Raw genomic sequence first — 12,773 nt, 5'->3', positions numbered from 1 at the left:
TCGTTTTATTAAATTATATGTTGTGTACATGTGAGTCTATATCAACCACTCTTACTTTAGCCCAATCAAGTCATCTGTTGAATACAGCTTGCCTTGTTTAATGTCTTTCTCGGAAGCTTCAATCATTTGCCGTATCTCCGGATCGGAGTCTAGCTCATCCACCCGGTTATAAACTTCATATTCCAGACCGGCAATACGAATGAATTCCTTATGATCCTTCTCATAGGATTCAATGACAGTGCCATCAGGAGCCTTAAGACTAAAGTTCATCCTTCGCAACCTCCTTCAATGATATTGCTAAACTGCTAGATAGATCTTTCACCTGAATTATAGCATACAACCATGTTGCATCTCAGCCATCAATCTTAGGATTACCAATGATATCAATCATATAAAATACAGCAGGCCCTGACGCCTTCTTTTCTAATCATTCCCCTTAAAAAACTGCTCTAAAAACTAAAACGGCAAGTTCCCTACACGTGATTAGGGACTTGCCGTTTAAGATATAGTTCAGCTAAACTGTAAAATCCTTTAATTGAAATGTTCACTCTGATTATACTGTTGGTGTGCCATTACCCTGCAATCGCAGCGGCACAAAAAAATCATGCTCCACTTCACTTGCCGGCAGTGGGCGACTGAAATAATAGCCCTGAATCTCCCGGCAATCATTCTGCATCAGAATATCCAGTTGGCCTTTCGTCTCAATGCCTTCCGCAATGACTTCCATCTTGAGATTCTGTGCCATCGATATAATGGTCGCCACAATGGCTTGATCGCTGTGACTCTCTGTAATGTCCGTCACAAACGAACGATCAATCTTGAGCTTGTGAATCGGGAAATGCTTCAGATAACTGAGTGAGCTGTATCCCGTACCGAAATCATCCAGGCTGATCTTGACACCCAGTGCCGTCAGTTCATTAAGAATCGCCGTGGATACGGCTGCATCCATCATCATGCTCTCTGTTATTTCCAGTTCCAGATATCGAGCATCCAGCCCTGTCTCCAAGAGTGCATTCTTGACCTGTTCTACCAAGTTGGATTGGTGGAACTGCTGGCTGGACAAGTTAACCGATACCGGAATGAGTGGTCCGCCACTGGCATGCCAGAGTTTCATCTGCCTGCATGCTTCCCGCAGCGTCCAATTGCCAATCTCATAGATCATGCCTGTCTCTTCTGCAAGCGGGATAAACACATTGGGTGCGAGCAGACCTTTGAGTGGATGGTTCCAACGTATAAGAGCCTCTACACCAATCATGCGGCTATCCTCGGTACGAATCTGTGGTTGATAGTACAGGACCATCTCATCGCGTTCCAAAGCTTTACGAAGATAACCCTCCAGCTCAATGCGTTCATATAGTTCCGAATCCAGTTGGGCCGTGTAGAATTGGAAACCATTTTTGCCGTTTTTCTTCACTTCATACATGGCGGAGTCTGCATGTTTCAGCAAAGCATCCACGCCCACTCCATGATCCGGATACATCGCAATTCCAATGCTGGCGGTTACGTAAAAGTCATTCTCCTTCAGTCGATAAGGTAACTGAATGGCTTCAACAATCTGTTTTGCAAGTTCTGCCACTCTTACTTCTGTCGCTTGATCCTGGGTTACAACGAGTGTGAACTCGTCACCGCCCATCCGGGCCAGCATGACATTCTCCATAGCCAACGGATCAGAAGCTTCTATGGCTTTCATGATCCGGTTGCTCACTTCTCTTAAAAATACATCTCCAATGGAATGTCCCAGCGAGTCATTAATCATCTTGAAACGATCTATATCCATCACCATAACGGCAAAAGAATTCCCTTTTTCTGCTGAATCGTTAATCGTACAAGCCAGCACATCATCCAACTTGCGCCGATTGGGCAACCCCGTCAACGGATCATGCAAAGCTTGGTGACGAATCTTCTCCTGAGCCTGTTTCTCCTCGGTTACGTCTTTGATCAAAATGTGACTTCCCACATGTCTGCCATCAATGACAACAGGAACTACAACAATACTAAGGTCCAGAAGTTCACCCTGCACGTCTCTCATTTTGGCCATGTAGTGCGCCTGCTCCAGCCCATGATCATCCCAATCGATGGAATCAAATTCACTTATCCACTCTATATCGATTTGCTGAGCGATCTCATCAATGGAACGATCCATGACCTCTTTTTCAGGATATCCGGTGATTGTTGTTACAGCAGCATTAATCCCTTTGACAATACCTTCCTTATTCACTGAAATAATGGCATCCGAATGGTTATGATACAGGGCCTGATACCATTGCTCATTCTCATGAATCCGTTGATCTTTCTGTGACATTCGCTGATTGATAAATATGCCAAACAACGTCAAGCCCAAAGCAATAAATGTGCCCGATGCGATCAAGTAGGCGAGAATGCCTGGCTCAATCTGCATACCTGAACTTACCATCGAGCCATGTGAATGATGGAAATGTGCGGCTGACATCCCGGTATAATGCATGCCAGAGATTCCAATACCCATTATGAGACCGCTGCCCATCTTGTAAACCCAGGTATGTCTTGATTGATGATAACGGAAGAAAAACATGAGCCACAATGCCGCAAATGAAGCAAGCGCTGCAATCAGAATGGATAACACCACTCTGCCTGGTTCATACGTAACCGGAATTGACATCGCTGCCATTCCCACATAATGCATTGAGCTGATCCCCGCCGTCATCAGTACTCCAGCAATCATGAGTTTGCTTATCCTGCCCGATTGTCTACCCGCAATGTTCAAGGCCACCCCCGATGCGACAATAGCAAGTAGAACAGATAAAACAACCTTACCGGTGGAATAGGAGACTTGCGTAGGCAGAACAAAAGCCAGCATACCTACGAAATGCATGGACCAGATTCCCAGCCCCATCGATACTGCACCGCAGGTAAGCCATACATTCCGCGCCATCCCGCTAGCCTGACTTACACGGCCTGCAAGGTCAAGGGCAGCGTATGAAGCTAACGATGCAATAATATAGGATAAAATAACAAGTTCTAAGTTGTACGTGCCATGTAGGTGCTCCACTCACTCTGTCCTTTCAACCGGGAAATGCCTTGTATGTATGCAAAAATGTAAAAAAGAAGCGAGTGCGCTGTCTGGATGACAGGCACTCCCTCCGCATCATTTGACTCGTGACAACAGACTTAGTTGAAGCCGTTGTCATACATTGGAACCCGTTTATATGAATGTATATAGTCTAAACGTCCCAGCCTTTAAAATCAACACTTATTTCCAGATATACAATGTTGAATAGCTAACATTCTCATATTCCAATTCACAACTAAATAGTCTATTTACGAGTCAGTAACAGACTGCCAAAACCGGAAGTATCTTGATAAGAATTACCTGATGAGTCACTCCAGATGGACACACTGCTTCGCTTGCCATCCCCCGCGCCATCATCATTAACTTGAAGATCGAATCCAATCCATCGTTGCCCTTCAGCACGAACGCTATCTAGTGGGATTGCCACTTCAACTGTATACCCTCCGCTTGTTAATCGGGTAGCTGATTTGAAACTTTCTTTCCGTGCATTTCCACCAAAAGAAGCCTCATTATCAAAATTGACCCGGTACTGGGCGTCATCCTCCTGATAGAATGTTGTCTGATCTTTGCTCGGATCGATAAAAATCTCGATTGAATCCTGCTCATGTGCATTAGAACTTAATTTGCTTCGCAAAGGATCTTTCACATCTGCCAATACGTACAGGTATTTCTCATCCCATAACAGCTGTGCAGTCGCCGTTGCACCGGATTTTCCGACCACCCAGACATCCGTTTTAACAGATGCAGCCTTTTTCCAGACGTTATCCTTTTTTGCATCAATGACAGGTTTGCCATAAGTGACCTTGGTTTGTTTCAAGACAGAACCAAGCTTCAGTTTGCCCCGGTTGGCTGGTTTGTCAGGCTGTTGATTGGAAATATCATTCCAAACGATGGTCGCTATCTTTCCAGCAGCATGTTCATCCGTAATCCGAAAATCCAGAGACAAGACCTGACCTTCGGTAAGTAAAGCAGCTGACATAGGCAGTGATGCGTATACAACATACCCGGTTTTTGTCTCCTGTACGTTGTAAGTATTTTTATCTTTGCCTTTACCGCCATCCCGTTTAAATGTATATTGACCATTTGCAGACGGCGGATTTTTCTTCTTGGCAGACAGATCAGCTTCAGAAGTTGCAGCGCCTGTCCCCTTGACTTCTTCCGCGAGGAAAACCTGCACCTGATCCCCTTTGCGACGTGTGGTATCCTTCACTTCCACTCGTAAATTCACCTTTTTGGCATCCCACATCATACGAGCCTCACCCGTAACCGCAGATGTACCATCTGCCAGATGATTAATTTCGAGTCCTTTCACAGCACCCCAAAGAATATCTTCCTGTCCTTTGTGGTTCGGGAAAGAAGGGCTGGCCTTAAGTGCTGGCCATTCATTACGATAGATCGGAAGGGTGGTAGGGTCCACCAGTGCCCAAAATGCCGGTTTTGCTTTTAATTTACGATCAAATAACAATGGTGCATCTTTGCGTCCTTTGACTGGATGATTATCAAGCCATGTACCATCATCCGCAAGTCCCCATACTGTAACGCTGTCCATTACACCGCGTTTTCCCAACTCGTCGAACAGGTCGAACAGTTCACGATAACGATAAGCTTGTTGCAACATTAATTCACCTGTGACAGGCATCTCCAGTTCAGAATTACTCGAATAGATCGAAACGTCCAGCTCTGTAACCTGTACATTTACACCAAGAGCGATCACTTTCTCAAAAGCCTCACGAATGAGCTTTACATCCGGTCCGTACATGGATACATGCATCTGGAATCCAACCGCATCAATCGGTGTTCCTTTGGCAAGCAGCTTCTCTACAAGCTTCACCATATCATTCACCTTGTTTCCATTGCCCTCCATTCCATAGTCATTAATCACCAGTACAGCATCGGGGTCAGCCTCACGTGCATAACGGAAAGCCAGCTCAATGTAATCACTGTCATCTCCGTCGCCATCTACATCCCCAATAATATCTCTCCACTTGGAGTTACTGGCCTCATTCCGCAACCCGCCTCCGTCTGAGATGACTTCATTGACGACATCCCATGTATGAACCTTTCCTTTGTACCGGGTCACGATGGTTTGAATATGGGTTTTCATCCGTGCAAGCAACTGTTCCCGCGTGGCAGGTTTCGATGCATCATTCGGATCAGTAAAGAACCAATTCGGCACCTGACTATGCCATAACAGCGTATGACCTCTGATTTCCATGTCATTTGCTTCGGCAAACTTCACCAGTCGATCTGTCTCTGACCAGACAAACTCTCCTTCCTTGGGCTGCATCGCATCCATTTTCATAAAATTGTCCGCTGTAATACTATTAAAGTGTTTCGTCAACAACTGGGAATGCTGGTTTTCCGCGTCTAGTGCAGACTGGTTGATGGCAGCTCCCATTGCGTAATTTTGTCCCACGATATCGACCAGATTCGGAATATCCTTCTCAATTTCAATTTTCTGAGCAGCCGTAATCAGAACATCATCCACGTAAAATGAAATCGTATCTGCCGGCGTCACTTCCTCTGACGTCTTCCATGGTGTCTCCACATACATGCGGAATCCGGTGATGCCACTATTTTCTTCGGGGATCACCACATCCGCCTCGATTTTTTTCCACTGTCCTTTGTTCAGAGTTGCAGAGGCAAACGTAGCATATTCTCGACTTGAAGCGTCGTTATTGTACTCTTTCTCCAGTGAACCGTTAATGACCTGACTGTCCGGTCCTTCATCGTACATGGCCCAAAATGAAATATGAACCGTGCTGCCCTTCTGTACATGATCTATTACTTCAATTAAGGGTCCATGGAACGTTTCGGTACGTGAAGAGGTTCTCAGGCTGCGTGTACTGTCATGACCTACTTGCGTTACGATATCAAGCTTTTCACTTGCACGTGGACGCCATTGTCCCAACACACCATCTTCAAAATCAGCCTTGAACAGTACTTCATCATCGCCAGTCTTAACGTCCGCTGCCGAAGCACGTGTCCCTCCTGTTCCCACACTTGGGAACAAACTGAAGATCAATACAGCCGACAAGCACAAGCTCCACCATTTTCTCAAATGCATCCGATCTCCTCCTTGGTTCGTTGTTTGTGAAGAATAACCTTTGCTCTGCCATGTGCCAGCCCTTTACAAGATCGTTATACAGGATGGATAGATGCTAATGGACAGAAAATTGTAAGCACTTTCATTATACGATTGCCATTAAACTTTGTTTACCCGTTAAACTATAGGACTTGCACCACTCCAAAAACCATATGTTTCCAAATGAGATATAGAACGACAAAAAGCACAGCTTATTAGCTGTGCTTCGTGTAAACATCTTTACTATTTACGTTTTTAAGCTTTTAAAGGTGCTGTCGTCTGACGGATGACCAGATTGGAAGGTTCCGTCACAACAGGAGGAGAATAAGATGGATTCTCGATCATGGCAATCAGATATTCGATGGACTTAATACCAATGGAATAGATATTCTGATTCACCGTGGTCAACCCCGGTTTAAATACCTCAGCATAATACGTGTTATCGAACCCGACAACCGAGATATCTTCTGGTACACTCAGTCCATGCTTTTCAATTTCATGAATCGCACCAAAGGCAGACATGTCTGATGCACAGACAATTCCCGTTGGTTGATCCTGAAGTGCCAGCAATCGCCGGGCAGCCTTGCTTCCTCCGTCGAAGGAATAATCGCAGATCTCCAGATATACCGTAGAATACGGGATGCCGCATTCTCGCAGTCCTTCCCGATATCCTTCCAATCGCAGATTGGCTACAGCAGGTCCAAGTGTCCCTGAGATATAGGCAATTTTGCGGTGCCCAAGCTCATGCAGATGTTTGACACCCATCGAAATCCCGTTCGCGTTATCCGTAGTAATGTAACCGGCACGTTTGCCCAACATGTCCGTATCAACAAACATCGTTGGAATCTCTGCATCCACCAGTTCCTGAATACTCGCGTTTTCTCTGCCTTCCCCGAATACCACAACGCCATCCACATTACGACTGCGGCAATGTTTGATAAACGAGTACGCCGGATCATCGAATCGAGTAGACAACCGGACCAGGTCATATCCACTGTTCTCCAGCGCTGTCTTGATCCCTTCCAGCAGCTCCGACACAAAAGGGTTCGTAAACGGAACTGTTAACAGTACTCCCACCGTCCATGAACGGCGTTTGACAAGTCCACGTGCGACCACATTGGGTTGATATTTCAATAATTCGATGGCTATATTGACTTTTTTGCGTGTTTTTTCACTTACATCAGGATAATCGTTTATCACTTTGGAAACGGTTGCAACAGATACTCCCGCTTCCTTGGCTACATCATGGATAGAAGCCATCTGATCACCTCAACCTCTTTCAAATCCCCTGTCTCCGGCTGCATTTTCTATAACATCGGCAGGTTTGTCTACCCATTATAGCTTAAAACAGCCTGAAACGGTATGGAAGGTTCCTAATGCTTTTAAGCTCTATTCCTGCTGTTCCAGATTCTTCAAATCCAGAGACAGTTTCTCCATTGTTGTTGCAAATACAGCGAGTTCAGCCGAGCGTGAAGCTTGGCTACGTGCTCCGCGAGACGTATGATCCGACTCCTGCTGCACACTGCTCAGTTTCTTCATGATCTGCTCCAGATTAGACTGAATTTTACCCTGGGCATCCCGAGAACTAGCTGCAAGCTTGCGCACCTCACTGGCAACTACTTCGAAGCCACGTCCGAACTCTCCTGCATGAGCAGCTTCAATCGCTGCGTTCAGACCGACAAGATGACTCTGATCCGATATCTCGCGAATGAGTTCACCCATTTTTCCGATCTGCTGGATCTCTCCTGTTAATTCGGTAAGCATAACCTGAGCCTGATCCTGAGAAGCCGCTGTTTCTTTGGCTACACTTGATATAGCCATTGCACTTTCATTTAATTCACTAATCATGCCTGTAAGCTCTTGGGTAATCTGCGTAATTGCCTGTAATGTATGTTTTTGGTCATCGGCAAGCTGATGTAACTTTTCTTTTTCTTTCTTCTCATAGGCCTCAAGGACAAGTTGTGAATCCAGGTTAAACATTTTGCTGAGCGCTTGAATGACAAGATGCCAGGAATCAGGGATAACCTGTTGGAATATGCTCGTTGCAATATCCAGGTAGACCATATAGGTACCCAGATAATAATCTTCAGACAGACCAATCCGTGAATGCACAAGTCCAATCGCAATCCGTTGCTCAATATATGCGTCGTCCACGATTCCGTCTGTCATTGATAACCAGTACATCTTCTGTGTTTCTTTTAGACGATCAATGGTAGAGAATCTTGCGATCAGATCTACCAATCCAGGATAATTTCCCACATGATTGTAGAAATGATCTACCACTTCATTAACGACTTTTTTAAAAACAGGCCGATGATCAGCAAGCAGTTTTAGATCCCCTGCGGTTAACCCCATGTAATCAAGTTGCTTCTGTCTTGTTGCGGAAATACTGCTCATATCTGGTTCAGTCAGCTCCTTAATAAACACTAAATTACTTTAAATTGTAAATATATGTATTGATTATAGACTAAAATACCTAAATATACATATACCATTAGAACTAATTCTCTTTAAAATCAACCTTATTTGTCAGCTTTTTAGACTAATATGACCTTCATGTAATTAAAAAGGCCCTGACCCTGCTGTGAAGGAGCCTCACAACAGGCATCAGGAGCCTGATCCGGAATGGTTCGTTGCCGATTAGCGATTAAGCAGACTACCCACATAGCGTAACAGTTCATTCGCGCTGGCTGCGGTGTATCCATGTTCCTCAATTAAGCGTTTAATGACTTCATTCATACGTTTCAATTGTGTTGCATCCGGTGTTTTGGTTGAGGTTGTGATCTTGACGATGTCTTTCAGATCGGTGAACAACTTCTTCTCAATCGCTTCACGCAAACGGTCATGGCTGCTGTATTCGAACTTGCGCTCCTTGCGGGAGTATGCCGAGATTCGGATCAGAATCTCTTCTCTGAACGCTTTCTTTGCATTCTCGGAGATCCCGATCTGTTCCTCGATGGATCGCATCAGACGCTCATCCGGGTCCATCTCTTCATCCGTGAGCGGGTCACGAATCTTGGACCAGTTGCAGAATGCTTCAATGTTATCGAGGTAATTCTCGAATAACGTTCTTGCGGATTCCTCGAATGAGTACACAAATGCTTTCTGTACTTCCTTCTTGGCCAGTTCATCATACTCCTTGCGTGCAAGAGCAATGAAGTTCAGATAACGCTCCCGCTCTTCCTTTGTGATCGAGGCATGTTGGTCCAGACCATCCTTGATCGCCCGCAGAATGTCCAGCGCGTTAATGCACTGAAGATTTTGCTTGATCAAAGCACTGGAGATCCGGTTAATGACATACCGTGGATCAATGCCGGACATCCCTTCATCCAAATACTCATTTTGCATCTCGCGCAGATCGGCTTCTTTGTATCCTTCCACTTCTTCACCATCATACATGCGCATCTTTTTAACGAGATCCATGCCTTGTTTCTTCGTTTCCTTCAAGCGGGTAAGTATCGAAAAAATGGCTGCAGTCCGCAGTGCATGCGGTGCAATATGAACATGCTTCATGTCACTTTGCTGAATGAGCTTGGCATAGATTTTCTCTTCCTCGGACACTTTCAGATTGTATGGAATCGGCATGACAATCATCCGGGATTGCAGTGCCTCATTCTTCTTGTTGGAGATAAAAGACTTATACTCCGATTCATTCGTATGCGCCACAATCATCTCATCCGCACTGATTAAGGCAAAGCGTCCTGCTTTGAAGTTCCCTTCCTGCGTGAGCGACAGGAGATTCCACAGGAATTTCTCATCACATTTCAACATCTCCTGGAACTCCATTAACCCACGGTTCGCCTTGTTTAACTCCCCATCAAAACGATAGGCTCGTGGATCGGATTCGGAACCAAACTCGGTAATGGTGGAGAAGTCGATACTCCCCGTCAGATCGGCAATATCCTGCGATTTCGGGTCGGATGGACTGAACGTTCCTATTCCCACGCGATTATCTTCGGAAACAATGACCCGTTCCACCGGCACCTTGCTGATATCACCGCCATATTCGGTACGCAGTCTCATCTGGCAGGATGGGCAAAGGTTACCCTCAATGCGGACTCCAATTTCCTTTTCCACTTCAGGGCGAAGCTCCAGTGGAATCAGATGCAGCGGTTCCTCATGCATCGGGCATCCATCAATGGCATATATGGCACCTTTCTCTGTCCGCGAGAACTGTTCAAGCCCCCGCTTCAGCAGCGTCACCAGCGTTGATTTCCCTCCACTTACGGGACCCATCAGGAGCAAAATCCGCTTCCGTACATCCAGACGACGTGCTGCCGAGTGGAAGTATTCTTCAACCAGCTTTTCAATCGAACGATCCAGTCCAAAGATCTCCTGTTCAAAAAACTTGTACCGCTTATGCCCACCTACTTCTTCCACGCCAAACGATTCAATCATCTCATACACTCTGGCGTGAGCCGTCATTGCCGGAGTCGGGTCCTCTCTCAGCAGTGCAATATAATCTTCAAATGTTCCGTTCCATGTCAAACGGTCACTCTCTGCCCGATGTTCCGCAACGCGTTCAAAAATATTCATGCTTGGTACCTCCCATGGCTCCTTTAGTGTGATTGTCAACCATTCCGAATGGTATGAAGAAATCAATAGAATTGCGGCTCCTGCTTGAATACCAATCTTGCGGTCCTGTGTAGTCCCGCCACCCTCTGTCCAAACGTCTTGTTTTGTTGTGAAAAGTGTATTACATACCTATGCGGCAATTCGGATAAGTTGACCTCTTTTTTTCAATCAACCGCTTCGAATTTTGGCTTTTCCCTGTTCTATCAGACATCTTGTGCCTTCAGAAAAAAAAGAACGAATATGATATAATGAGGGTTCTAAATTCAGGAAACCGGACAACACATGGTCAGAGACAGGCCACTTCTGGAAAGGAGCACGGACGATGGCAGTGAAATACGAAACCGAATTATATTCGCCTGTGAAGGCTTTCTTCGAGCAGCGTGGCTTCGACGTCAAGGCGGAAGTCAGACATTGTGACCTCGTCGGAGTCAGATCGGACCAGGACGAACCACTGATCGTGGAGATGAAAAAAACATTTAACCTCTCCCTGTTACTGCAGGGCATGCAGCGCTTGAAGCTTAGCCCGTTCGTGTATCTGGCCGTCGAGCGCAATCGCAGTAAACGCGGAGCCGTGAACCAACGCTGGAGCGAACTGGCTGCACTATGCAGACAGCTCGGTCTGGGGCTGCTGACTGTCACATTTTACAAAACCAAAGCCCCCCTGATTGATGTATTGTGCGAGCCCTCCGCCCTGATCCCCCTCACTGGCCACAATCAGGTTACTCGTAAAAGCGGTGTTCGGCGGAAACGATTGCTCAAGGAATTCGACGAACGCAGCGGAGACTACAATACGGGAGGTAGCACACGAAGACAGCTGGTCACAGCATATCGTGAGAAGGCTTTGCGTGTTGCATCCGCTCTACGGACGAACGGAGAAGCCTCTCCGGCCAACCTTGCCAGACAGACAGGCGTAGGTTCTGCCGCAGCAATTCTGCAAAAAAATTATTATGGCTGGTTTGAACGCCTCTCCCGTGGAAAGTATATACTGACGATTAAGGGAGTACAGGCGTTAACCGAGCATGCACACATGCTTGAGGATAATGATATGATCGAACGAACCATTAATGAACTTGATGTAACGTATTCTGTATCTGGTGAAAATAAGGACGACCTTGCACACATCGCTGAAGCAGCGGAGTTTTACTTAAAAAGTACAGGCAAGATCTGAACCGGAATCATCTGAAGTAACGGATGTAAAAAAAATGAGAAGGCAAAAAAACACCTGTAATCTCCACTGGAGACTACAGGTGTTTTGATGTGTTCTATATAGAAGATTGTTATTAGAATTTTACTGCTACTTCGGAAGCCAATTTCAGACCCGCAGTAACGATTTCTTCAGCACGATCTGCAGAAGCGTTATGTCCTTCAACGATAACCACTTCAGGGTTTTGAATGCCCCACAAGCCGATAACTGTTTTCAGGAAGTTCAGGGACATTTCAGCAGCTGCCATTGGGCCTTCGGAATAAACGCCACCACGTGCGTTAAGCAAAGCTACTTTTTTGTCGCCAGCAAGTCCTACAGGACCTTCAGCAGTGTATTTGAATGTTTTACCAGCTTGGCTCAGGTAAGCAATGTAGTTTACCAATGGAGCTGGAACAGTGAAGTTCCACAGTGGGAATGCAAATACAACTTTGTCAGCTGCCAGGAATTGATCTTGCAATTGTGCTGCAAGTGAAGCTGCTTTTTGCTCGTCAGCTGTCAGTTCAAAACCGTTAGCTGCTTTGTAAGTGCCTGTGATAGCAGTGTTACCATAGAATGGGAATTCTGTATTGTAGAGATCCAACTCAGTAACTGTGTCACCTGGGTGGGACTCTTTGTATGCGCTCAAGAATGCATCGTACAATTTAACACTGACTGCTTGATCTGCAGGACGGTCATTTGCTTTAACAAATAAAATATTAGACATGTTGAATTTTCCCCCGTTAGATAAAATATATGAGTGCTTTTTCTGAACTGGCCACCATTGTAGCTTATATAAAGAAACCAACAACTCATTAATTCATATTATATATAAAAATGTTAGTGGATGCAATAACGTAATCACTTTGGTCATGAACCAATTT

Annotated in this window: 8 protein-coding genes; 1 reads left to right on the top strand and 7 read right to left on the bottom strand. The window is 45.6% G+C overall.

The window, feature by feature from the left end; all coding sequences use genetic code 11:
- Positions 1 to 51 precede the first annotated feature (51 nt).
- The 6 genes from BS614_RS13120 to BS614_RS13095 form a co-directional block, all read right to left on the bottom strand.
- Positions 52 to 270, bottom strand: coding sequence for a hypothetical protein (locus tag BS614_RS13120; protein ID WP_074094331.1), 219 nt, complete (start codon positions 268 to 270; stop codon positions 52 to 54).
- Positions 271 to 553: 283 nt separating this feature from the next.
- Positions 554 to 3,028, bottom strand: a complete 2,475-nt coding sequence (locus tag BS614_RS13115; RefSeq protein WP_074094330.1) for an EAL domain-containing protein — start codon at positions 3,026 to 3,028, stop codon at positions 554 to 556.
- Between the two features lie 265 nt (positions 3,029 to 3,293).
- Positions 3,294 to 6,116: an endo-1,4-beta-xylanase gene (locus tag BS614_RS13110; protein ID WP_074094329.1), complete on the bottom strand. Its 2,823-nt coding sequence runs from the start codon at positions 6,114 to 6,116 to the stop codon at positions 3,294 to 3,296.
- A 273-nt stretch (positions 6,117 to 6,389) separates the two neighbouring features.
- Positions 6,390 to 7,394 (bottom strand): LacI family DNA-binding transcriptional regulator, encoded by a 1,005-nt coding sequence (locus tag BS614_RS13105; RefSeq protein ID WP_017689571.1) that lies wholly within the window; start codon positions 7,392 to 7,394, stop codon positions 6,390 to 6,392.
- Between the two features lie 129 nt (positions 7,395 to 7,523).
- Positions 7,524 to 8,531: a globin-coupled sensor protein gene (locus tag BS614_RS13100; protein WP_074094328.1), complete on the bottom strand. Its 1,008-nt coding sequence runs from the start codon at positions 8,529 to 8,531 to the stop codon at positions 7,524 to 7,526.
- Positions 8,532 to 8,774: 243 nt separating this feature from the next.
- Entirely contained in the window at positions 8,775 to 10,670 is a 1,896-nt protein-coding gene (locus BS614_RS13095; protein ID WP_036610009.1) for a PrkA family serine protein kinase, read from the bottom strand.
- A 361-nt stretch (positions 10,671 to 11,031) separates the two neighbouring features.
- On the opposite strand from BS614_RS13095, the gene BS614_RS13090 reads away from it, so the two are divergent.
- Positions 11,032 to 11,877 carry a DUF2161 domain-containing phosphodiesterase gene (locus BS614_RS13090; protein WP_074094327.1) on the top strand — a complete coding sequence of 282 codons (846 nt, stop codon included), beginning with the start codon at positions 11,032 to 11,034 and terminating at the stop codon, positions 11,875 to 11,877.
- 112 nt (positions 11,878 to 11,989) lie between these two features.
- Here the strand turns inward: BS614_RS13090 and BS614_RS13085 are convergent, their stop codons facing one another.
- A complete protein-coding gene (locus BS614_RS13085) occupies positions 11,990 to 12,616 on the bottom strand; it encodes an FMN-dependent NADH-azoreductase (protein ID WP_074094326.1) in 627 nt (208 codons plus the stop codon).
- Positions 12,617 to 12,773: the final 157 nt, after the last annotated feature.

It is taken from the genome of Paenibacillus xylanexedens (assembly GCF_001908275.1).
Classification (GTDB): Bacteria; Bacillota; Bacilli; order Paenibacillales; family Paenibacillaceae; genus Paenibacillus; species Paenibacillus xylanexedens_A.
Note: the sequence above shows the minus strand (reverse complement) of the source record. Positions and strands in the feature narration are given on the sequence as shown.

Coding starts and splice junctions, on each gene's coding strand:
- BS614_RS13110 (WP_074094329.1), bottom strand. CDS start 6,116: ATGCATTTGAGAAAATGGTGGAGCTTGTGCTTGTCGGCTGTATTGATC.
- BS614_RS13085 (WP_074094326.1), bottom strand. CDS start 12,616: ATGTCTAATATTTTATTTGTTAAAGCAAATGACCGTCCTGCAGATCAA.
- BS614_RS13105 (WP_017689571.1), bottom strand. CDS start 7,394: ATGGCTTCTATCCATGATGTAGCCAAGGAAGCGGGAGTATCTGTTGCA.
- BS614_RS13095 (WP_036610009.1), bottom strand. CDS start 10,670: ATGAATATTTTTGAACGCGTTGCGGAACATCGGGCAGAGAGTGACCGT.
- BS614_RS13120 (WP_074094331.1), bottom strand. CDS start 270: ATGAACTTTAGTCTTAAGGCTCCTGATGGCACTGTCATTGAATCCTAT.
- BS614_RS13100 (WP_074094328.1), bottom strand. CDS start 8,531: ATGAGCAGTATTTCCGCAACAAGACAGAAGCAACTTGATTACATGGGG.
- BS614_RS13090 (WP_074094327.1), top strand. CDS start 11,032: ATGGCAGTGAAATACGAAACCGAATTATATTCGCCTGTGAAGGCTTTC.